Source organism: Stenotrophomonas sp. 82F1, assembly GCF_056861525.1.
In genome coordinates this window covers 88,949-111,587 of record NZ_JBSPUD010000016.1, presented here as the reverse complement: position 1 = coordinate 111,587, position 22,639 = coordinate 88,949, and the positions used below count along the sequence as shown (strand labels likewise).

General features: G+C 66.6%; 18 protein-coding genes and 1 pseudogene. 10 read left to right on the top strand and 9 right to left on the bottom strand.

Annotated features, from left to right (window positions below; translation table 11 throughout):
• Positions 1 to 471 precede the first annotated feature (471 nt).
• The 4 genes from secF to tgt form a co-directional block, all read right to left on the bottom strand.
• Positions 472 to 1,452, bottom strand: a complete 981-nt coding sequence (gene secF, locus AC13GI_RS15485; protein WP_099820199.1) for a protein translocase subunit SecF — start codon at positions 1,450 to 1,452, stop codon at positions 472 to 474.
• A gap of 15 nt (positions 1,453 to 1,467) precedes the next feature.
• The gene (gene secD, locus AC13GI_RS15480; protein WP_482996742.1) at positions 1,468 to 3,324 is read right to left on the bottom strand and encodes a protein translocase subunit SecD; all 1,857 of its coding nucleotides are present in this window, start codon (positions 3,322 to 3,324) and stop codon (positions 1,468 to 1,470) included.
• 61 nt (positions 3,325 to 3,385) lie between these two features.
• A complete protein-coding gene (yajC, locus tag AC13GI_RS15475) occupies positions 3,386 to 3,730 on the bottom strand; it encodes a preprotein translocase subunit YajC (RefSeq protein WP_025875124.1) in 345 nt (114 codons plus the stop codon).
• 136 nt (positions 3,731 to 3,866) lie between these two features.
• A complete protein-coding gene (gene tgt, locus AC13GI_RS15470) occupies positions 3,867 to 4,997 on the bottom strand; it encodes a tRNA guanosine(34) transglycosylase Tgt (protein ID WP_025875126.1) in 1,131 nt (376 codons plus the stop codon).
• A gap of 166 nt (positions 4,998 to 5,163) precedes the next feature.
• On the opposite strand from tgt, the gene AC13GI_RS15465 reads away from it, so the two are divergent.
• Positions 5,164 to 6,315 carry a type VI immunity family protein gene (locus AC13GI_RS15465; RefSeq protein WP_482996741.1) on the top strand — a complete coding sequence of 384 codons (1,152 nt, stop codon included), beginning with the start codon at positions 5,164 to 5,166 and terminating at the stop codon, positions 6,313 to 6,315.
• Positions 6,315 to 6,722: a hypothetical protein gene (locus AC13GI_RS15460; protein WP_482996740.1), complete on the top strand. Its 408-nt coding sequence runs from the start codon at positions 6,315 to 6,317 to the stop codon at positions 6,720 to 6,722. The genes AC13GI_RS15465 and AC13GI_RS15460 overlap by 1 nt, the downstream gene beginning before the upstream one ends.
• A 156-nt stretch (positions 6,723 to 6,878) precedes the next feature.
• On the opposite strand, the gene queA is transcribed toward AC13GI_RS15460, so the two are convergent.
• Positions 6,879 to 7,910: a tRNA preQ1(34) S-adenosylmethionine ribosyltransferase-isomerase QueA gene (gene queA, locus AC13GI_RS15455; protein WP_099820217.1), complete on the bottom strand. Its 1,032-nt coding sequence runs from the start codon at positions 7,908 to 7,910 to the stop codon at positions 6,879 to 6,881.
• A 246-nt stretch (positions 7,911 to 8,156) separates the two neighbouring features.
• Between queA and AC13GI_RS15450 the strand changes: the two genes are divergently transcribed.
• Together AC13GI_RS15450 and AC13GI_RS15445 are read left to right on the top strand one after the other, a co-directional pair.
• Positions 8,157 to 9,653, top strand: coding sequence for an aminotransferase class III-fold pyridoxal phosphate-dependent enzyme (locus tag AC13GI_RS15450; protein ID WP_482996739.1), 1,497 nt, complete (start codon positions 8,157 to 8,159; stop codon positions 9,651 to 9,653).
• A gap of 200 nt (positions 9,654 to 9,853) precedes the next feature.
• Positions 9,854 to 10,447: an LOG family protein gene (locus tag AC13GI_RS15445; RefSeq protein ID WP_025875132.1), complete on the top strand. Its 594-nt coding sequence runs from the start codon at positions 9,854 to 9,856 to the stop codon at positions 10,445 to 10,447.
• 19 nt (positions 10,448 to 10,466) lie between these two features.
• Here AC13GI_RS15445 and AC13GI_RS15440 read toward each other — a convergent pair whose 3' ends face one another.
• Complete coding sequence (locus AC13GI_RS15440) at positions 10,467 to 13,313, bottom strand: bifunctional diguanylate cyclase/phosphodiesterase (protein WP_482996738.1); 2,847 nt, start codon at positions 13,311 to 13,313, stop codon at positions 10,467 to 10,469.
• Between the two features lie 247 nt (positions 13,314 to 13,560).
• Between AC13GI_RS15440 and AC13GI_RS15435 the strand changes: the two genes are divergently transcribed.
• From AC13GI_RS15435 to AC13GI_RS15415, 5 genes are all read left to right on the top strand, one after another.
• Positions 13,561 to 14,079, top strand: coding sequence for an RNA polymerase sigma factor (locus tag AC13GI_RS15435; protein ID WP_229291374.1), 519 nt, complete (start codon positions 13,561 to 13,563; stop codon positions 14,077 to 14,079).
• Complete coding sequence (locus AC13GI_RS15430) at positions 14,076 to 15,083, top strand: hypothetical protein (protein ID WP_482996737.1); 1,008 nt, start codon at positions 14,076 to 14,078, stop codon at positions 15,081 to 15,083. Before AC13GI_RS15435 ends, AC13GI_RS15430 begins: the two co-directional genes overlap by 4 nt.
• 34 nt (positions 15,084 to 15,117) lie before the next feature.
• Positions 15,118 to 15,714: an IMPACT family protein gene (locus AC13GI_RS15425; protein WP_482996736.1), complete on the top strand. Its 597-nt coding sequence runs from the start codon at positions 15,118 to 15,120 to the stop codon at positions 15,712 to 15,714.
• Positions 15,707 to 17,485 (top strand): ABC transporter transmembrane domain-containing protein, encoded by a 1,779-nt coding sequence (locus tag AC13GI_RS15420; protein WP_482996735.1) that lies wholly within the window; start codon positions 15,707 to 15,709, stop codon positions 17,483 to 17,485. Before AC13GI_RS15425 ends, AC13GI_RS15420 begins: the two co-directional genes overlap by 8 nt.
• Before the next feature lie 68 nt (positions 17,486 to 17,553).
• The gene (locus AC13GI_RS15415; protein WP_088101408.1) at positions 17,554 to 17,748 is read left to right on the top strand and encodes a hypothetical protein; all 195 of its coding nucleotides are present in this window, start codon (positions 17,554 to 17,556) and stop codon (positions 17,746 to 17,748) included.
• Positions 17,749 to 17,913: 165 nt separating this feature from the next.
• Here AC13GI_RS15415 and AC13GI_RS15410 read toward each other — a convergent pair whose 3' ends face one another.
• The 3 genes from AC13GI_RS15410 to AC13GI_RS15400 form a co-directional block, all read right to left on the bottom strand.
• Positions 17,914 to 19,038, bottom strand: a complete 1,125-nt coding sequence (locus AC13GI_RS15410) for a prephenate dehydrogenase (RefSeq protein ID WP_482996734.1) — start codon at positions 19,036 to 19,038, stop codon at positions 17,914 to 17,916.
• Positions 19,035 to 19,943 carry a pyridoxal kinase gene (pdxY, locus tag AC13GI_RS15405; RefSeq protein ID WP_099820190.1) on the bottom strand — a complete coding sequence of 303 codons (909 nt, stop codon included), beginning with the start codon at positions 19,941 to 19,943 and terminating at the stop codon, positions 19,035 to 19,037. Before pdxY ends, AC13GI_RS15410 begins: the two co-directional genes overlap by 4 nt.
• A gap of 554 nt (positions 19,944 to 20,497) precedes the next feature.
• Complete coding sequence (locus AC13GI_RS15400) at positions 20,498 to 21,697, bottom strand: MFS transporter (RefSeq protein ID WP_482996733.1); 1,200 nt, start codon at positions 21,695 to 21,697, stop codon at positions 20,498 to 20,500.
• A 73-nt stretch (positions 21,698 to 21,770) separates the two neighbouring features.
• Between AC13GI_RS15400 and AC13GI_RS15395 the strand changes: the two are divergent.
• Positions 21,771 to 22,569: pseudogene (locus tag AC13GI_RS15395) on the top strand (AraC family transcriptional regulator).
• Positions 22,570 to 22,639 lie beyond the last annotated feature (70 nt).

Sequence of the window (22,639 nt, the reverse complement as noted above, 5' to 3'; positions counted from 1 at the left end):
GTGGGTCCGGTTGCGGGGGACGCCGTGAATACGTCCCTGTAGGCTTGGCCGCGGCATCCATGCCGCGGACACCCCCGCAACCGGACCCACCCCGCCTTCGACAGTTTTCTGCGATCTGTCGGGACTGCTCTCGGGGTCAGATCCGTTTTCCGGAGGAAAACGGATCTGACCCCAGAATTGTTTCGATGTCTGACAGATGTGTCGACCAAGGTCGACACCTACCCACAGCCGTGGGGATCTGTCAGAGGTGGGGCGGTGTCGGATTGCGGGGTGTCAGCCGCATGGATGCGGCTGCCAAGCCTACAGGGACGTACTTGCGGCGTCCCCGCACTCCGACACCGCCCCGCCATCCCACGGATAGCCCGCTGTTGCCGTTGCTGTTGCTGTTGCCTCTGCAGGTGCAGGGCGCAGCCCTGCCAACAAAAAACCCCGCTTGCGCGGGGTTCTCTGTGTACTGCGTGCAGCGGAGGCTTACGGACGACGCGCCAGGGCCTCGACGTCCTTGGCCTTGGGCAGCAGATCCTGCTTGGTCACCCGCAGGGCACCGATGGTCAGCATCGGCACCGCCACCAGGATCGAGGACAGCACCACGATCACCGCACCGATCATGTGCGTCTCGGCCAGGCCTTCCATCGAGCTGCCGCCGTACAGGTACAGGGCCAGCGCGGACAGGAAGAACATCACCGCCGTGATCACCGTACGCGACAGCGTCTGGTTGATCGAACGGTTCAGCACTTCCATCGGCTCCACGCGCAGGCTGCGGAAGTTCTCGCGGACGCGGTCGAACACCACGATGATGTCGTTGATCGCAAAACCCATCACCGACAGCAGGCCGGCCAGCACGGTCAGGTCGAACTCACGGCCGAGCAGCGACACGTAAGCCACCGTCACGATCAGGTCGAACATGGCCACGATGCTGGCGGTGACCGCGAACTTCCATTCGAAGCGCACCGCGATGTAGATCAGGAAGCCGGCCAGCATGAAGATGGTGGCGTACAGGCCATTCATCGCCAGGTCCTTGCCAATCTGCGGACCAACGAACTCATTGCGCAGCACGGTGGCCTGGTTGTCGGCCGAAGACACCGCCTTGACCACGGCCGCGGCGGTGGCCTTGTCCTCGGCAGAGGCGCCACCGGTACCCGGAGCGTGCTCACCGTGCGGGGCCAGGCGGATCAGCAGGTCGGTGTTGCCACCGACGCTCTGTACCTGGGCGCCGTCGAAGCCGTTCTGCTCCAGCTTGGAACGGACCTGCTCGACGTCCACCGGGCGCTCGAAGCGGGCTTCGATCAGGGTGCCGCCGGTGAAGTCCAGAGCGTAGTTGAAGCCCTTGAAGCCGATGATGCCGATCGATGCCAGGAACACGATGATCGTGACGACCATCGCGACATGGCGCCAGCGCATGAAGTCGATCTGGGTATCGTTCGGGAGGATGTGCAGCGGAAACAGTTTCATGTGCGTGTCGTCCCGTCAGATGGCCACGTTCTGGAGCTTCTTGCGACGGCCGTAGATCAGCGTCGCCAGTGCACGCGATACGGTGATCGCGGTGAACATGGAAGCGAAAATACCGATGATCATGGTCAGCGCGAAGCCCTTCAGCGGACCGGTACCGAATGCGAACAGCGCCACGCCGACGATCAGGCCGGTCAGGTTGGCGTCGAGGATGGTGCCCGAGGCGCGCTCGTAGCCGGTCACGATCGCGGTCTTGCCCGGCACGCCGGCACGCAGCTCTTCACGGATACGCTCGTTGATCAGCACGTTGGCGTCGACCGACAGACCGACCGACAACGCCAGGCCGGCAAAGCCCGGCAGGGTCATGGTTGCGCCGAACAGCGACATCACTGCCACCACGATCAGCAGGTTGAACAGCATCGCGACCGAGGTGATCAGACCGAACATGCGGTAGTAGATGGTGAAGAACACCAGGGTGAACATGAACGCGTAGACCACCGCGGTGATGCCGTTCTTGACGTTCTCCGCACCCAGGCTCGGGCCGACCACGCGCTCTTCGACGAAGTCCATCGGCGCAGCCAGCGAGCCCGACTTCAGCAGCTTGGCCAGGTCCTCGGCTTCCTTCTTCTGCAGACCGGTGGTCTGGAAGTTCTTGCCGAACACGCCGTTGATGTTGGCCACCGAGATGACTTCCTCGTTGACCTTGAAGCCACGCACTTCCTGGCCGTCGACGACGGTCACGGTCGGCACGCGCTCGGTGTAGACCACCGCCATCGGCTTGTTCACGTTGGCGCTGGTGAAGTCGAACATGCGCTGGCCACCGACGTTGTTCAGCGTCACGCTGACTGCCGGGGTGCCACTGGTGGAGTCGGTCACCGCCTGCGCGGCCACCATCTGGTCACCGGTGACGATCACGCGCTTGTTCAGCAGCACCGGACCGCCGTTGTCACGACGCTGGTAGACCTTGGCTTCCGGCGGGATACGACCCGACGCGATGGCGTCCTGCGCGTTGCCTTCCACCACAGCCCGGTATTCCAGGGTGGCGGTGGCGCCGATCATGCGCTTGGCTTCGGCGGTGTCCTGCACGCCCGGCAGCTGTACCACCACGCGGTCGGCGCCCTGGCGCTGGATGATCGGCTCGGACACGCCGAGCTGGTTCACGCGGTTGCGCAGGGTATTGATGTTCTGCTCGATGGCGCCGTTGGCGATCTGCGCGATCTCGGCTTCCGGAATGGACACCGTGATGCGGTTGCCACTGACGTCATAGCCGAGGGTCGGCTGCGCCTTGGCCAGCGCGGCGCGGGCACGGGTACCGGCATCTTCGCCGGCCGACGGGCTCAGGTTGGCGACGATGGTGTTGTCGGCACGACGCTCGACCGACTGGTAGGCGATGCGCGCATCACGCAGGGTGCTGCGCACGTCCTCGGTGTAGGCATCCAGGCGCTTGTCCAGCGCGGCCTTCTGGTCGACCTGCAGCACGAAGTGCACGCCGCCCTGCAGGTCCAGGCCCAGCACCATCGGGCGACCGCCGAGCTTGGCCAGCCAGTCCGGCACGGTCGAGGCCAGGTTCAGGGCCACCGTGTAGTTCTCGCCCACGCTGTCACGCAGCGCATCGCTGGCGGCGGACTGCGACTTCAGGTCCGACAGGCGGACGATCAGGCTGTCCCCTTCCTTCTCTGCGCCCAGCGTGGTGACACCGGCCTTCTTCAGGTCGGCCAGCACACGGTCACGCAGCGCATCGTCGATCTGGCCGCCACGGTTGGCGGTGATCTGGATGGCAGGGTCCTTCTGGTAGATGTTGGGCAGTGCGTACAGCGCGCTGAGCGCCAGTACGATCACGATGACGACGTACTTCCAGCGTGGAAATTCGAGCATTGCTTGGGTCCCGCGCGGCGCCATCCCCGGCGCCGCGGTTGTGCTTCAGAAAGGGAGTGGCTTACTTGGCCGAATCCAGGGTACCGGTCGGCAGCACGCTGCCCACGGCGCCCTTCTGCACGCGGATGCGCACGTTTTCGGCCACTTCGACGGTGACGAAGTTGTCGCCGATATCGGTGACCTTGCCGGCGATGCCGCCGTTGGTCAGCACTTCGTCGCCGCGCTTGATCTTCTCCAGCATGGCCTTGTGCTCCTTCTGCCGCTTCATCTGCGGGCGGATCATCAGGAAGTACATGATGGCGATCAGGATGATCGGGAACAGCAGCGTGGTCAGGCCCATGCCCTGCGGTTGGCCGCCGGCGGCCTGGGCGTGGGCGGCGGGAATCAGGAAGGCAAGCAGGTTCATCGTTGGTCCTTTGGTTGGGCGGCGCTTCGGCCGTTTCACGGGCACGAGGTGTCGACCGCGGATCTGGGTCAGCCTTGAAGTATGCCACGGCCCCGGGCATTCGTCCTTGGGCCGTTTGGCAGGGGGTGCTGCGGGTTTACAGGGGCGGCGCTACCGCCCCGCGTGCTGCATAGAAGGACTCGCGGAAGGCCAGGAAGGTTCCCGCCTCGATGGCCGCGCGGATGTCGGCCATGAGTTTTTCGTAATAGAAGAGGTTGTGCTGGGTGCCCAGCATCGGCGCCAGCATCTCGTTGCAGCGGTCCAGATGACGCAGGTACGAGCGGGTATAGCCGCCGGCGCAGGCCACGCAGCCACAGCCCGGCTCGATCGGGTCCATGTCCCGCGCGTACTGTGAATTGCGGATGCGGACGGTGCCGAACGAGGTGAAATAGTGGCCGTTGCGCGCATTCCGGGTCGGCATCACGCAGTCGAACATGTCCACGCCACGTGCGACACCCTCGACCAGGTCCTCGGGGCGGCCGACGCCCATCAGGTAGCGCGGACGGTCGGCGGGCAGCTCGGGGTCCAGATGGTCGAGCATGGCATTGCGCTCGTCTTCCGGCTCACCCACGGCCAGGCCGCCGATGGCATAGCCGTCGAAGCCGATCCCCTGCAGGGCTTCGGCCGAACGGCTGCGCAGGTCGGTATGTACCCCGCCCTGGACGATGCCGAACAGGGCCGCGTCGTTGCCGAGTTCATCATGGGCGTTGCGGCTGCGCTGGGCCCAGCGCAGGCTCAGCTCCATCGAGCGGCGGGCGACGTCCTCGGTGGCCGGGTACGGCGTGCACTCGTCGAAGATCATCACCACGTCCGAATCGAGCACCTTCTGGATCTTCATGCTCTCTTCCGGCCCCAGGAACACGCGGGCACCGTCGGTCGGCGAGGCGAAGGTCACGCCCTGCTCGGTGATCTTGCGGCGGTGGGCCAGCGAGAACACCTGGAAGCCGCCGGAGTCGGTCAGAATCGGGCCATCCCAGCGGCAGAAGCCGTGCAGGCCGCCATGGTCGGCGATGATGTCCAGGCCCGGGCGCAGATACAGGTGGAAGGTGTTGCCGAGGATGATCTCGGCGCCCAGCGCGCGCACCTGGTCCGGCAGGATGCCCTTGACCGAGCCATAGGTCCCCACCGGCATGAAGGCCGGCGTTTCCACCGTGCCACGTGGGAAGGTCAGGCGGCCACGGCGGGCGCGGCCATCACGGGTCTGGAGCTGGAACTGCAATCGGGACATGGAGCGGTCGTTCGGGCAAATAGTCGCCCATTGTCTCCCAAAACAGGGCCGGTCGCCCATTCAGGCCTGAACAGGTGTCCATACGACACCTGCTTGTCGCAATTGGCCTTGGCGCCTGGAAGCCTTCTTCTTAGGGTGAGCAGTTACACATGCTGGCACTTCACTCATGTCCACCCTGCGCGAGCTTCCCCTGGAGATTGAATGGACTACGGACGCACTGGAGTCGCTCAAGCTTCCTGGCGACCTGCTTCTTCCGGGCGGCCCCGCGAGCTATATAGGCGCGGTGATGTGCCTACGCCTGACCCTCTACTTCAAGGATGCACACTCGGTCCCGACGAGAGACCACCTCTGCCTTTGTTTCGACGCGTTCCACGAGCTCGCGGGGGATGCCTTGTCATGGCTCTGGCGCGAGAAACCGAAGGATGGGCTCCCCCGGCAGCGCGTCAAGGACTGCAAGACGCTGCGCGAAATGATCGAACCGTTGTCGGAAGACGACCATCTCAGCTTCTGCTACACCAGCGGCTCCAAGGCCGAGGACGCGGGCGCCTGGCAGTTCCTCGTTTATGGCAAGCGTGGCTGGCAATCCCGGATGGGCAGCGACATGAGCGTATTCGAACTGTCGGTCCCGATTGGCCACGTCTCGGGGTGCTGGCGCCCTTTCATCGAACTGGCGATCAACTGCGCACGCTGGCTGAGGGCCGAGCATGGGCATGCAGGCTACGCCTTGAATCTGAGCGCGGTACGCCGCGAGCGCAATGAGCCTGTCGAAGCAGTACTGGCCCAGCGTCTTCCGGGCTTGGATGCGGGGCACGCTGCGCACCTGGCCAACCGACCCGAATTCAAGAATTTCAAGATCAAGACGGTGAGCTGGTTGACCCTGCTGGATCATGCCCGGCTGGCAGCGGCCGGAGGGGTCGATCAACTCCGCAGCGCTCTTGCCGAGCAGCATTTCACGTTTCACGACTATGGTAACGGCGTCATGGTCCAAGCCGGGGCAAGGCCCCTCGCCCTCGTAGACGCAGAGGATCCACGACCGCCGGCCTACGTGCTGCTGGACCATCAACTCAGGGGTATCCGACCAGCATCGGCTGGCAATCTCCATTCCAACCCGAAGTCCGCAGAGCCGAGGCTGATCGGCCGGCACGCCGATCAGTGGATACGTCGATTTGAAGTCGATCCTTCAGAGATTTCAACCCACGAAGCAAGACTTGCGCAGCAACAGCCGCGCATGGGTGGCGCGTTCAGGACGAGCCCCCCTTCCCCCACTCGGGATCCAGTTGATCGCGCAAGCGGGCCCGGAATGAGTCGAGGCGAGTAATGAACAACGACCGAAAAACCCTGGAAAGAATCCTCTGCGGAAAAATCGAGCAAAGTGCCGATCGAACCGCCCCAGGAACGAACACTGTGGCCGGCGTGGAATTTGTCTATTACGAAGACTACGAAACGAGCGGTGCTGCAAGTCAGTTCCACACGCTGCTGGACTCTGCCGGCGAGATCGTCGCAAGCAGCGGTGGCATCGTATCGGACAGCTGCCGGATAGTTGCACCGAACGGCCAGCGCTTCCGAGCCCTTTCCTTCCACGGCGATCTGGATGGATGGCGGGCGGCGGTGGAAGCCGGGGCAAGGACACTGGGCGTTCGCTTGGCCCGTATCCAAGGTCGCCATTTGATGGTCTCGGACGGCCAATCTGTCTTGCTCAGCGAGTGCAACGTGGATCTGGGCTGAGCAACCCGGCGGAACCCGCTCGCGGACAGAATCATCCACGCATGGCGTGGATCTACTGGGCGACAGTAGAGCCACGCCATGCGTGGCTTTCCCACCCCTCAGGCACCGCAAGTGCGCACGAACGGTGCGCACCCACCGCAAGCGCGTGTTGGCGTCTCAGCCCGCCTGCGGGAACAGCAGCATCGCGTCGCCGTAGCTGAAGAAGCGGTAGCGCTGCTCGATGGCGTGCTGGTAGGCCTCGAACACCCGCTCTTTGCCGGCGAAGGCCGAGATCATCATCAGCAGCGTGCTTTCGGGCAGGTGGAAATTGGTCACCATCGCGTCGACGCTGCGGATCCGGTATCCCGGGGTGATGAAGATCTGCGTTTCGCCGGCGAACGGCAGCAGTTCGCCATCGCGCATCGCGCTTTCCAGCGCGCGCACCACGGTCGTGCCGACGCCGATCACCCGGCCACCGGCCGCACGCGTGCGCCGCACCTGCTGCACCAGCTCGGCGCCCACGTTCAGCCACTCGCGATGCATGACGTGGTCCTTCAGGTCGTCGGCGCGCACCGGCTGGAACGTGCCTGCGCCCACGTGCAGGGTGACGTGGCCGAAATCCACACCCTTGTCCTTCAGTGCCGCCAGCAGCGCTTCGTCGAAGTGCAGGCCTGCAGTCGGCGCCGCCACCGCGCCCACTTCGCGCGCGAACACGGTCTGGTAGCGCTCGCGATCGTCCACGCCCGGCTCACGCTGGATGTAGGGCGGCAACGGCAGCCGCCCGGCGTGCAGCAGCCACTGTTCCAGCGACTCCGGCACGTGGAACTGCAGCACGTAGAACTCGCCGTCGCGGCCCAGCACCTCGGCTTCGCCGCCGGCATCCAGGGCGATGCGGCTGCCGGCCTTCGGCGATTTGCTGGCGCCCACCTGCGCACGGGCCTGCTGACCGCCGAGCAGGCGCTCGATCAGGATCTCCACGCGGCCACCGCTGGCCTTCTGCCCGAACAGGCGCGCCGGGATCACCCGGGTGTCGTTGAACACCAGCAGGTCGCCCGGTTGCAGCAGCGATGGCAGGTCACGCACCTGCAGGTCGGTGAAGGCAGCCGGTGCCGGCGGCACCAGCAGCAGGCGGCTCGCCGAGCGTTCGGCCAAGGGGGCCTGGGCGATCAGTTCGGCCGGCAGGTCGTAATGGAAATCGGACTTCTTCAAGGCAGTGGACGGCAACAGGTCGACAATGGCGCGCATTGTACGTCCAGCGTCTGCGAGCCGGCACGACCGAGCCCGAACGTCGCGCAAAATGCTGCTATGCAGCAGTCTTTTGCGGGGTTATCGCGCAAAAAAACAAGTGCTAGCATCGACGAGGAAGTCCGCTGCACGAGCCCGCCCCAAGCGCGCGTAAAGACGCGCTTTTTGCTTTTGAAGGCCCGTGCGACCCAACGTTTCAGGAGATCTGCAATGAGCTTCATCGAACGCCTCGCCCCCCTCCGCGCCCAGCCCGGCACCCGCCTCACCAACGGCCTGGATGACGCAACCCTGACCGCCCTCGCCGCCAACCATCCGCAACTGGTTGCCGCAGTCGATGCCGCTGCTGCCGAATTCGCGCGCGTGCAGGCCGAGCTGGGGCCGCTGCTGGCACAGGATGAGCAGGCGCAGATCGATGCCATGCAGGACGGCTTCGTCAATTTCTACGCCGATGATGCGGTGACCCCGTACGTGGCGCTGGCCGCACGCGGCCCGTGGGTGGTCACCCTGAAGGGCGCGGTGCTGTATGACGCCGGTGGCTACGGCATGCTCGGCTTCGGCCACACCCCCGATGCGGTCATGGAGGCAATGTCACGGCCGCAGGTGATGGCCAACATCATGACCCCCAGCCTGTCCCAGCAGCGCTTCATCACCGCGCTGCGGGCCGAGATCGGCCACCGTCGTGGCGGCTGTCCGTTCACGCGCTTCATGTGCCTGAATTCCGGCTCCGAAGCGGTTGGCCTGGCCGCGCGCATCGCCGACGTCAACGCCAAGCTGCAGACCGACCCGGGCGCCCGCCATGCCGGTGCGGCGATCAAGCGCGTGGTCATCAAGGGCAGCTTCCACGGCCGTACCGACCGCCCGGCGCTGTATTCCGATTCCAGCCGCAAGACCTACATGCAGCACCTGGCCAGCTACCGTGGTGAGGAGTCGGTGATCACCGTCGCACCGTACGACGAGGCCGGGCTGCGCAAGGTGTTCGAGGATGCCGCGCAGAACAACTGGTTCATCGAAGCGGTGTTCCTGGAGCCGGTGATGGGCGAAGGCGACCCGGGCCGCTCCGTGCCGCCTGCGTTCTATGCGTTGGCCCGCGAACTGACCCGCGCCCATGGCAGCCTGCTGCTGCTGGACTCGATCCAGGCTGGCCTGCGCGCCCATGGCGTGCTGTCGGTGGTCGACTATCCGGGCTTCGAAGGCCTGGATGCGCCGGACATGGAAACCTACTCCAAGGCACTGAACGCCGCGCAGTACCCGCTGTCGGTGCTGGCGGTGACCGAGCACGCCGCGCAGCTGTACCGCAAGGGCATCTACGGCAACACCATGACCAGCAACCCGCGTGCGCTGGACGTGGCCTGCGCCACCCTGGCCCAGCTGACCCCGCAGGTCCGCGCCAACATCACCGAGCGCGGCGCCGAAGCGGTGCGCAAGCTGGAGCAGCTGAAGAACGAGCTGGGCGGCCTGATCACCAAGGTGCAGGGCACCGGCCTGCTGTTCTCCTGCGAGCTGGCCCCGCAGTTCAAGTGCTATGGCGCCAATTCCACCGAGGAATGGCTGCGCCAGCACGGCATCAACGTGATCCATGGCGGCGAGAACTCGCTGCGCTTCACCCCGCACTTCGGCATGGACAGCAGCGAGCTGGACCTGCTGGTGGGGATGGTCGGCCGCGCGCTGCGTGAAGGCCCCCGCCGCGAGCAGGCTGCCGCTGCGTAACTCCGCACCCGCGTAACGCCGGGCGCCGCCCGGCTGGGGCAGACGGGCTGGCCGTGATCTGAACGAAATGCCGCCGGGCATGGCCCGGCGCTACAGAGAACGACGGCGAGGCCTCATAATTGCCCGGACACCCCGCCCTGCGACCGGCTTCACTGGTCGACGGCGGGGCGTTTTCGTTTCCGGCCAAGACAGGAAGATCCATGAAGTCGATCTGTGTGTACTGCGGTTCCAACGCTGGCAGCAAGCCGGTCTACACCGAACGCGCCATCGCGCTGGGCGACCGCATTGCCCGCGACGGCATGCGCCTGGTGTACGGCGGCGGCAATGTCGGCCTGATGGGCACCGTGGCCAATGCCGTGCTCGCCGCCGGCGGTGAGGTCACCGGCGTGATTCCGCGCCAGCTGGCCGACTGGGAAGTGGCCCATCGCGGCCTGACCGAACTGGAGATCGTCGGTTCGATGCATGAACGCAAGTCGCGCATGTTCGATCTGTCCGATGGCTTCGTCGCCCTGCCCGGCGGCTTCGGCACCATGGAAGAGATCTTCGAGATGCTGACCTGGCGCCAGCTCGGCATCGGCAACAAGCCCTGCGCGTTCCTCGACGTGGACGGCTTCTACGCACCGCTGATCGGCATGATCGATCGCATGGTGGAAGAGCGCTTCCTGCACCCCGAGCAGCGCCAGGACCTGTGGTACGGCTCGGACATCGAAGAGATGCTGGCCTGGATGAAGAACTACCAGCCGGCCCAGGCGTCGAAATGGATCGACGAGAAGCGCCGCGCGGCGCTGCGTTGAAGACTGCGCGCGCGGTGGCTCAGGCCGCCGCGCGCGTCCACGGCGCCGGTCGGCCCAGCAGGTAGCCCTGGCCATAGTCGCAGCCGAGTTCGAACAGCGTGTCACGCTGCGCCTCGGTCTCGATGCCTTCGCCGATCGTCTCGATGCCCAGCGTGCGTGCCAGTGACAGCACGCCCTCCACCAGCGCGCGCGTACTCTGCGCCTCCGGCCCGTGCAGGCCAGCGATGAAGCTCTGGTCGATCTTCAACGTGCTGATCGGGAAACGGTGCAGGTAGGACAGTGCCGAGAAGCCGGTACCGAAGTCATCCAGCTGCACCTGGATGCCGCGTTCGCGCAGGCCCTTCAGGATGCGCAGCGTATGCGGACCATCGTCGAGCAGCGCGACCTCGGTGATCTCCAGGCGCAGCCGCCGCGGGTCCGCGTTGCAGGCCTCCAGCAGCCCATACAGGCGCTCGCTGAACTCGGCCGAGCGGAAATGCCGTGGCGACACATTGACCGACACGTAGCCACGCCCGCCGTCGGCGAGGCCGGCGATGACCTGCTCGTAGATCAACCAGTCGACCTGTTCGATCAGGCCACTTTCCTCGCCCAGTTCCAGGAACGCGCCCGGCAGCAACAGGCCACGGCGCTCGTGCTTCCAGCGCAGCAGGGCCTCGTGGCCGACCACCTCGCCGTCGGCCAGGCGCACGATCGGCTGGTAGAACGGCACGAAATCGCGATTGTTGATCGCCCGTCGCAGGTCAGCCTCCAGGTCCAGGCTGCGCAGCGCCTGCTCGCGCATCTCCTCATCGAAGATCGAGCAGCGGTCGTGGCCCTGCGCCTTGGCCCGGTACATCGCCGCATCGGCATCGCGCAGCAGTTCCTCGCCGGTGCGATAGCGCGGGTTCCACAGGGCAATGCCCAGGCTGCCGGACGGGAACAGCTCGCGACCGGCGATCCACATCGACTCCTGCAGCGCCAGCAACAACCGCTGGCCGAAATCCAGGGCCTGCGCCAGGCCCTCCGGACAGTGCAGCAGCACGGCGAACTCATCGCCGCCGAGGCGCGCCACCACGTCGTTGTCACCGGCCATGGACACGATGCGCTTGGCCACTTCCACCAGCATGCGATCGCCGGCGGCGTGGCCGATGCTGTCGTTGACCAGCTTGAAACGGTCGAGGTCCAGGAACAGCACCGCGAACACCGGCCCGCCTTCGCGCCGGGCCAGCGCCAGCGCATCCTGCAGCCTGTCCAGCAGGTGCAGGCGATTGGGCAGCCCGGTCAGCGCGTCGTGCATGGCCTGGTGGGTCAGTCGCTGCTCGGCGCGCAGGCGCTCGCCGATCTGGCCCAGCAGCTTGTCGTTGACCTCGGCCAGTTCACGGGTGCGCTCCTCCACCCGCTTTTCCAGTTCGGCATGCGCCGAGCGCAGACGCTGCTGGTCGCGCTGGCGCGCAAGACCGGTGCCGATGTTCTGCGCGACGAAAATCAGCAGGCGCTGGTCATGCACGCTGAAGGCGATCTGCTCGGTGTAACTCTGCACCACGATCGCACCGACCACTTCGTCATCGCGCAGCAACGGCACGCCGAGCCAGCACTGCGAACGGGCGCCGGATTCGCGCACCTCGCCGGTTTCCAGCAGCGCATCGATCTGTGCACGCGAGGCCAACAGGGGGCGCCGATGGCGAACCACATATTCGGTCAGGCCGCGACTGAACGCGCGCGGTGCACGACTGGCGTTGTGCTCGTCGACCGAATAGACGAAATCCAGCCCATCGCCCCCGGCATTGACCAGCGCGATATAGAAATTGCGCGCATCCAGCAAGCGCCCGACCACGCCGTGCACCTGCCCGTAGAACTGCGCCAGGCTGTCGGCCGACATCGCCATTTCGGCAATGTTGTACAGCGCGGTCTGCAACTGCTCGGCGCGGCGGCGCTCGGCCACTTCATCCTGCAGGCTGAGATTGGCGCGCTGCAGCTCCTGCGTGCGCCGTTCCACCTGCTGCTCCAGCCGCACCTGCGCCTGGCGACGGTCCATGGCGGTCTGCACGTGCTGGGCGACAAAACCCAGCAGCGCGCGTTCGGCTTCACCGTAGCGGTCGGCATGCTCGTAACTCTGCACCACGATCGCACCGCACACGCGGCCATCGCGCAGCATCGGTACGCCCAGCCAGTCCAGGCTTTCCGGGCCGCGCTGCGGGTCGTGCTCCTGGTCGACGCGGGCCAGCAGTTCGCGCGAGGGCCCGCTCAGCGGCCGGCCATGCCGCAGCAGCGCCACGGTCAGGCTGCGTGGCATCTGGTCGATGTCGTAGCCCTGTGCAGGATCGGCGACGAAGTCATCGACCTGGTCGGCGAAGTACAGGAAGCGGATCTGCCGACGAGCATCGTCGTACTCGACGATGTAGCAGTTCTCCGCATACATCAGCGTACCCAGCACGCCGTGCACATGGCGCAGCATCTCGCTCATTTCCAGGTCCGCACCGGCCAGGTCGGCAATCTGGAACAGCGCCTGCTGCAACCGCTCCGCCTCTTCCAGCGCTTTGATCTGCCCCGCCTGGCGGCCACGCTGCAGGGCCAGTTCCATGGCCTGCCGGGCCAGCCCCCACCAGGCCGGGGAAGGCGTCGCGCCGCGTACCGACAGCAGCAGCCGGGCGCCGTCGTACTCCCAGCCGTGGTGGCCTTCGGCAGGGTCGGCCAGCGGCGACCAGACGTCCTCGTCACCGTTGCCGGTCGGCCAACCGCCCTGCCCGCTGCCGAGCTGCGGATCGTCCCAGCCGACGCGCACGACCGCCGTTTCCGGCAGCAGCGCATGCAGCGCGCGCACCAGCGCCGCGCTCAGCACGGGCTCGTTGTGTGACGCTTCCAGCGCGCGGTCGGCTTCGGTGGACAAATGACGTTCTCTTGGCGCCGCCTGAGCGCCGCCTCCCCTGAATTACCGAGCATAACGCGCCACCCGGGGGGCAATGGAAGCCCGCTAACCCCGAAACGTGCCGTCGGACGTTTTTCCTGTCGATCCTCTCCCGATTCCCGCCGTGACTGTCGCCCTGTCCCACGCCATCGCCGGCTATGCGCCACCGCCCGCAGCGCTTACCCTGTACGGCGTGGATGCCAGCGCCCTGCCAACCGATGAAGCCTTGATGCTGGCCTGGGCCGCCGGTGAAGTGCACGCGTTCGAAAGCCTGTATGCACGTCATCGCAAGCGCCTGTTCGGCTTCCTGCTGCGGCAGCTGCGCGACACCGCGCTGGCCGAGGAGATGTTCCAGGACGTCTGGCAGCGGGTGATCAGCGCGCGGGCCGGCTGGCAGGCCGACGCGGCCTTCAGCACCTGGCTGTTCCGCATCGCCCACAACCGCCTGAACGACCACTGGCGTGCCGCCCGCCATCGGCCCCCTGCACCGGCCGATGCCGACCTGCGCCTGGCCGCGCTGGAGGATGGGCAGACCCCGGAAGCGGAGCTGTCCGAATTCGAACAACGTCGCCGCATCCAACTGGCGATGGAAGAGCTGCCCGCAGAACAGCGTGAAGTGCTGCAGCTGCGGCTGGAACAGGAACTGAGCCTGGAGGAGATCGGCCAGATCACCGGCGTTGGCCGGGAAACCGTGAAATCGCGGCTGCGCTATGCGATGGACAAGCTGCGTGCGGGACTGAACGCATGAACCGAGACGATGCACTGACGCCGGAAGAACGCGAGCTGGCACGCCTGCTGGGGCGCCGCGCCGAACAGAGCCCTCCGCCGGCGCTGGACGCGGCGATCCTGGCCGCCGCGCGCGCGGCCGTGGAGGCGCCGGCCCCTGAGGCGACTCCGCTGCCGGCGGCACCGCGCACGCTGCGCCCGCGCCGCCGCTGGCCGGCCGTATTCGGCGTAGCCGCATCGACGGTGTTCGCCGTCGGCATTGCCTGGCAGATGCGTCCAGAACCGCCGTCGGCCCCTGCGGAGGCGGTTGCCACCGCGCCGGCTGCACATGAAATGGCAGCCGATGCGAGCGCCGAAGGCATGGCCTCCGACAGCGCAGCCGCCGATGTCGCCGCCGCCGAGACGACACCGGCAGCGGCACCGGCACCGGCACCGGCAGCAGCACCTGCACCTGCGCCCGCTGAGGCAGCACCTGCTTCGGCGGCGGCCATCGCAGACGTGCCGAAACCCGCGCCCGCCATGCCCCGACAGGCACCTGCTCCGATGATGGCGCCGGCACCGCCACCTGCGCCCACCGCCGACACAGCGTTCGTCGCGCCTGCGATGCCCGCGGCAGCGCCAGCCGCACCGGAAGCCTATTCGGTGCCTGCGCCTGCATCCGCACCTGCGGCTCCTGCCGCGGCGATGAGGGCGCGCAAGTCCACGGCGGCGACGGCGGAATCAATGTCTTCCGCACAGGCCACGGCCGAAGACCGCATCGCACTCACCGCGGCCAAGCAGGACGCGGCCGGCCGAACCGCACCGGGCGTCATGCGCCGCGCCAGCGATGCAGGCCTCAGCGCGGAGGCCGTACAGGCCGAAGTGCAGGCCGATGCCGGGCTGCCCCGCCGGCAATGGCTGCAGAAGATCCGCGAGCGTCGCGATTCCGGCCAGCGCGACCTGGCCAGGGCGAGCCTGGAGCGCTACCTGCAGACCTATCCCGAGGCGCGACTGCCAAAGGATGTGCGGCCATTGCTGGACGACTGAGGCACGTCGAAGGCAAGCCCGTAGAATGAAGGGAATGCCCGATACCCTCGCCCAACCGGTCAGCTACACCCTCGACGTCAAGCACAGCCGCTTCATCGCGCATGCCGCGCCGATCGAGGGTGCGTCTGCTGCGCTGGACTTTCTGCAGGAGGTGGCCGTGGCCGATGCGACCCACAACTGCTGGGCCTACCGGCACGGCCAGGACTATCGCTCCAGCGACGATGGCGAACCGGCCGGCACCGCTGGCCGGCCGATCCTGGCCGCCATTGATGGCCAGGGATTCGACCGGGTGATGGTGGTGGTCACCCGCTGGTTCGGCGGCATCAAGCTGGGCGCCGGTGGCCTGGTCCGCGCGTACGGCGGCGCCGCTGCCGAATGCCTGCGCACCGCGCCACGCCTGCCGCTGGTCGCGATGTCGCGGCTGCAGCTGCTGGCCGGATTCGAGGATCTGGGCGCACTGCACGCGGCCCTGCCCGCCCATGCCGCCGAAAAGCGCGATGAACAGTTCGATGCCAATGGCGTGAGATTGCGGGTGGAACTGCCCGCCGACCAGGTCGACGCATTGAAAATCCGCCTGCGCGACGCCACCCGTGATCGTATCCGTATCCAAGATGACCTCCTCGATGACTGACAAGGACGCACCGGCCTCCGACCCGGCCACCCCGCCGCTGCGCCGACTGGGCAGCCTGCGTACGCTGTGGCCGTTCGTGCGCCGCCACAGCGGCTTGTTCAGCGCCTGGCTGCTGGCCCTGGCCGTTTCTTCGGCGGCGACCCTGAGCCTGCCGCCGGCCGTGAAGCAGATGATCGACCACGGCTTCAGCAGCGGCGGCCAGATCAACCGTGCCTTTGCGCTGCTGATGCTGGTGGCTGTGGTGCTGGCGCTGGCGACGGCCGCGCGTTTCTACTTTGTTTCGTTGCTCGGCGAGAAGGTCGTGGCGGATCTGCGCAGCCGCCTCTACGCGCACCTGATCCAGCTCGGCGCTGGCTTCCACGACCGCAGCCGCAGCGGCGAACTGGTGTCGCGCCTGACTGCCGACAGCGAACTGCTGCGCAGCGTGGTCGGCTCGACCATGTCCGTGGCGCTGCGCAGCAGCGTCACCGTGGTCGGCAGCCTGGCGATGCTGTTCGTCACCAGCCCACGGCTGGCCGCCTGGTCGCTGCTCGGCATTCCGCTGGCGGTGCTGCCGATCATCATCGGCGCGCGCAAACTGCGCGTTGTCGCCCGCAGCAGCCAGGACCGCATCGCCGATGCCAACAGCCTGGCCAGCGAAACGCTGGGCGCGGTGCGCACGGTGCAGGCGCATGCGCGCGAACCCTATGAACGCGGCCGTTTCGACCATGCGCTGGGCGATGCGATCCGCGCCGCACGTCGGCGCATCGGCGCGCAGTCGCTGGTCACCGCCAGTGCCATCCTGCTGGTGTTCGGCGCGATTGTCGGCGTGTTGTGGCTGGGCGCGCACGACGTCATCGACGGGCGTCTCAGCGCCGGCACGCTGGGTCAGTTCGTGCTGTACGCACTGATCGGCGGCGGCTCGGTCGGTGCCTTGGCCGAAGTGTGGAACGAACTGCAGCGCGCGTCCGGCGGCATGGGCCGCATCGGCGAGCTGCTGCAGGAAGACATCGAGATCCGTGCGCCGGCCACGCCGCGTGTGCTGCCGCAGCCACTGCGTGGCGAAATCCACTTCGACGACGTGGTGTTCAACTACCCGCAGCGACCGGACCAGGCTGCACTGGACCATTTCAACCTGCACGTGCGACCGGGTGAAACCGTCGCCCTGGTTGGCCCCTCAGGCGCCGGCAAGAGCACGGTGCTGTCGATGCTCCTGCGCTTCCACGATCCGGCCGCCGGGCGCATCTGCGTGGACGGCATCGATGTGCGCGACGTCGATCCGGCCGCGCTTCGCGCACAGCTCGCGCTGGTGCCGCAGCAGCCGACGTTGTTCGCCGCCAGCGCACTCGACAACATCCGCTATGGCCGGCTGGAGGCCAGCGACGCCGAAGTGGAAGAGGCCGCCCGTGCCGCCGAGGCCGACGCCTTCCTGCGTGCACTGCCGCAGGGTTACGACAGCGAACTGGGCGAGCGCGGTGCCCGCCTGTCCGGTGGCCAACAACAACGTGTGGCGATCGCCCGTGCCTTGTTGAAGGACGCACCGATCCTGCTGCTCGACGAAGCCACCAGCGCGCTGGACGCGCAGAGCGAGCATGGCGTACAGCAGGCGCTGGAACGATTGATGGCCGGGCGCACCACAGTGGTCATCGCCCATCGGCTGGCGACCGTGCTGAAGGCCGACCGCATCGTGGTGATGGATCATGGCCGCATCGTGGCCGAGGGCACGCATGCGCAGCTGCTGGCTGAAGGCGGCCTGTATGCCGAGCTTGCACGCCTGCAGTTCATCGATTGATGACGGCCGGCTAACACCGGCCGGATCACTCTGGCAGCGTAGCGAACAACCGCTGAGGGAGGTCCACCATGTCGTTCCGTCAGTTCCCTGCTGTCGACAGCAATGGCGAAAGCCACATCATCATCGAGTTCAAGCCCGAGGCCAGCGGCAGCGGGCATGGTTCCGAGACGACGCCACGTTATGAACTCGACGACGGCCGCCAGCTGGTGCGCAACGGCCGCGAATTCACCACCAGCGGTGGTGAGGTCAGGTTGTCGATCTAACGGTCCGCCGCAGCGCCGAGCCACGTTTGGCTCAGCCGTTGGTTCCGTCAAAAAAGGTTGGTCATTTTTTGACCAACCATCTTGACAACCTTGCCTGCCAAGGCCTGCAGCCGGTTATCCACATGTTTGCGCAGAAGCCATCCACACGCCCTGTGGATGAATGTTCTATGCGAGCACCCGGCCGATTCCGCTGGCATCCACCTCGGCGGCGGCGGCCGCGATAGCCCCTGGCTCGCTGCCCGCCACGAAGCCGATACGGAAATGCACCTCACCGGCGGGCGTGCGCGAGGAATGGATCGAGGCCAGGCTGATGCCATGCTGCTCGAACACGTTGAGCAGTTCGCGTAACGAACCCGCGCGGTCTTCAGGCAGATGCACCGACAGGGCGTTGCGCTCGGTCAAGTCGGCCAGCAGATAGCCGACGCGTTCGAAGGTGTAGTTTCCCGCGGCCAGCGCCTGATCGCCGAAGGCAGTCCTGTTGGCCCCCAGCAGGTGTTCGCGGAATGCGCCACGCGCAGCATCGTCGCCCTGCCCTACCTGCGCCTGCAGGGTCTGCAACTGGCCGATCAACCGTTGCAGCATCGGCGCCACATAGGGATTGCCGAACTGGATGTCCTCGTAGATCGCCGGATTCAATGACAGGATGCGCGAGATGATCGCGGTATCCAGCTCGAACGAGGCCGACCGATACGGCAGCATCGCCGCCAGCGTGCCCAACTGCGGCTGGTACTCGCGTAGCACACCCGCCTGGGCCAGATGGCTCGCATGCACCATCGCCTGCACCAGTGCCATCATCTGGTCGTGGTGCTGTGGCGTGGCCCGCACGCACTCTGCCTGCAGCGCCTGGCACAACGCATCGACCCAGGGCCGCCACCGCTGCAGCCGAGCCTCGCAGACCACCATCACCCGGCCCTTCAGCGTCGGCGCCTTGGGCGGCGCCGTCATCGGATGCAGGCCCACCACCTCGGCGCGTGAGGCCAGCATCGCGTGCACCGGCGCTTCCTTCACCGAGGTTACGTCCAGCCACAAGCGTTCCTGCTCGCGGCCAGCCGACAGGCGCGCGTACTCGGCGATCAACGCGGACGTGTGCCGGATGGGTGCGGAGAACACCAGTACATCGGCCTGTTCCAGCAACTGCTCCGGCGCATGTGAATCCGGATCGGCCGGATCGTGGCCGATCACACGCACCTGCATGTGCTGTTCGAAGAACCGGGTCAGCCAGCGCCCGTAGGCGCCGGCACTGCCGACGATGCCGACCGTGCGCGGCGTGCGCTCGTGCAGTCCGCTCATGCCAGCCGTTCAGCGCGGAAGCGCATCCCGTCGGCCAACGCCGCCGGTGCGGCCGCGATCACATCGAACTCCTCGAAACCATGGGCCAGGGTCGCCTCCAACGCCGCATGGGTGCCGGCGATGGCACGCGAGATGGCCATCTGCATCGGCTCACCGCGCAGCAGGAAGGACACCATCAGCGACATCAGCACATCGCCGGTACCGGCCACGTCGACCGGCAGCAGCGGCGAGGTCCAGCGCCAGGTTTCCTCGCGACCTACCGCCAACGTCACCAGCTCGCCCGGATTGCCGCCGACGCTGTGGGCCAGCACCCATTGCGGACCGCGCGCCAGCAGCGCACGCGAGGCGGCGATGGCATCGGCTTCGGCCAACGCCGGCATGCCGGTCAGGCGACCGAGTTCGAACGCATTCGGGGTGACCAGCCAGGCATGCGGCAGCAGGCGTTCAGCGAAGATCGCCTCCAGGCCTGGCTCCACGTAGGGGCCGGTGTGGGTATCGCCGATCACCGGGTCCAGGCAGTAGCGCAGCTGCGGGCATGCCGGCAGGATCTCGTCCAGCCAATCGGCAAACGCGGCACCATTGGCGGCGCTGCCGAAATAGCCGGACACCAGCATCTTCGCTCGCTGCGGAAGACCACGTTCGCGCGTACCGAGCAGCAGGTCGGCAAACCAGTCGCTGGGCAGCACACGGCCACGGGTGGTCTCGTAGAACGGCGCATTGCTCAACAGCGTGGTCGGGATCGAGGCCACGCGCACGCCAAGCGCGCGCATCGGCGGCAGCGCGGCGCTGTTGCCGGCATGGCCGTAGACCAGTTGTGATTGGACCGAAATGACATCGATCGGCGAAGGGCCGTCGGGCCGCTGGCGGCGGCCGTGGACCAGGTGGTTGTCGAGGGATTCGCTCATGCCCGCATTCTACGCCCAAGGGGGTTTTCGGCAGGGCTGCGCCCTGCACCTGCAGAGGCAACGGCCAAAGCCACGGCAACAGCAACAGCGGTGCTCCGAGGGATGGCGGGGCACTGTGGGTTTGCGGGGACGCGGTGAATCCGTCCATGGAGGCTTGGTCGCCGCATCCATGCGGCTCACACCCCGCAAACCCACAGTGCCCCGCCTTCGACAGTTCCCCGCGAGCAGTAGATCCACGCCATGCGTGGATGAATCTCCATCGAAATCGAATATTTCGACAATTGATCAAAGAGCATCCACGCATGGCGTGGATCTACGTGTCGGCCAAGGTCGATACCCACCAACAGCAGCAGAAATCTGTCGAAGGCGGGGTGGGTCCGGTTGCGGGGGTGTCCGCGGCATGGATGCCGCGGCCAAGCCTACAGGGACGTATTTACGGCGTCCCCCGCAACCGGACCCACCCCGCCATCCCACGGAATGCCCGCTGTTGCTTTGGCTGTCGCCATTGCCCTGGCATCGGCGGGTGCAGGGCGCAGCCCTGCAGAAGAACCCCCTCAGTGCGCAGCAGGCCTGGACGACGGCAACCATGCCGCCACGATGCCCAGCAACGGCAGGAACGCGGTGAGCTGGTAGACGAATTCGATGCTGGTCTTGTCGGCCAACAGACCCAGCACCGCCGCGCCGAGGCCGCCCATGCCGAAGGCGAAGCCGAAGAACAACCCGGACACCATGCCGATCCGGTGCGGCATCATTTCCTGTGCGTACACCACGATGGCCGAGAACGCGGAAGACAGCACGAAGCCGATCAGCACGGCGAGTATCGTGGTCCACAGCAGATCGGCATGCGGCAGCATCAGCGCGAACGGTGCCACGCCCAGGATCGAGGCCCAGATGATCGGCTTGCGACCAATACGATCACCCAGCGGCCCACCAAAGAAACCGCCCGCCGCGGACGCCACCAGGAAGGCGAACAGATGCAGCTGCGCCTGCGCCACCGGAATGCCGAAATGATGCATCAGGTAGAAGGTGAAATAGCTGCCGATGCTGGCCATGTAGAAATACTTGCTGAAGATCAGCACCAGCAGGATGGCCAGCACCCGGGCAATCGTGCGCGGTGGATGGCGTGCGGCGATCACACCCTGTGCTGCGGGGCGAGGAGCCCCCAGATGCAGCGAGTACCAGCGGCCGACATAGGTCAGCAGGGCAATGCCGATCAACGCTGCACCGGCAAACCACGATGCGGCATGCTGGCCGTAGGGCACGATCACCGCTGCGGCGATCAGCGGCCCCAGCGCCGTACCGAAGTTGCCGCCCACCTGGAACACCGACTGCGCCAGGCCATGACGGCCGCCGGAGGCCAGGCGCGCGATGCGGGAGGCTTCCGGGTGGAAGATGGCCGAACCGATGCCGACCAGCGCGGCGGCCAGCAGCACCATTGCGTAATTGGGCGCAAAGCCGAGCAGCAGCATGCCGCACAGGGTCGAGGCCATGCCGATCGGCAGGGAGTAAGGCGCCGGCCGGCGGTCGGTGGCAAGCCCGACCAGCGGCTGGAAGATCGAGGCGGTGAGCTGGTAGGTCAGCGTGATCAGGCCGATCTGGGTAAAGCTGAGGCTGAAGCCACCCTTGATCACCGGATAGATGGCCAGGATCAGCGACTGCATCATGTCGTTGACCATGTGCGAGCTGGAGATCGCCGCCAGCACTCCTGGCGATACGGGGCGGGCGGGTACGGCGGGAGAAGCCAGAGTCGACATTGCGCACGGTCAGGATGGGGGCGAGCCGTGCATGCTACGGTGGCCATCCGCTCCCTTCTGCCGCGTTCTGGTCATGGCCTATCGCAAAAAAGGACACCCCCTGCCCCATCCGCGAAACCGCGCCGTGGAATGAGGTGCCGGTGCATCGGCCGGTGACCTGCCGCGCGCGCGACTACCGCGCCGGCACCCACATCGCGGCGCACAAGCACCGTCGACACCAGCTGGTTTATTCGATGTCCGGACTGATGGTGGTGCGGTCGGAAGTCGGCCGCTGGGTGGTGCCCTCCACCCGTGCCATCTGGATGCCGGCGGGCATGGCGCATGCGGTGGACTGCATCGCCGAGGTGCACATGCGCAGCCTGTACATCGAACCGGCGTTCGCCCCGCAGCTGCCCGCCGAGCCCTTCGCCGTGCAGGTGGCGCCGCTGCTGCGCGAACTGCTGCAGGCGGCCATCCTGATCGACGGACCGCATGAAGAAGACAGCCGCGACGGCCGCGTAGTGCGACTGATGCTCGATGAGCTGCACCGCATGGACGTATTGCCGTTGCACCTGCCCGAGCCCGTCGACCCGCGCCTGCACAGGATCTGCCAGCACATCCAGAAGCATCCCGGCGACGAGGCGACCCTGCAGGACTGGGCGCAGGCGTTGGCGATCGACGTCAAAACCATCCAGCGCCACTTCGCCAGCGAACTGGGCATGACCTTCGGCCAGTGGCGGCAACAGGCGCGCCTGCTGGCCGCGATGGAACGGCTTGCCCGCGGCGAGAAGGTGATCGATGTCGCGCTGGCGATGGGCTATGACAGCCCGAGTGCGTTCACCAGCATGTTCAAGCGCCAGCTGGGGCAGACGCCGGCAGCATTTTTCCGTTGATCGGTTGAACGGCATCCACGCATGGCGTGGATCTACTGCAGCGCAAACGAAAACGCCGGGCAGAGCCCGG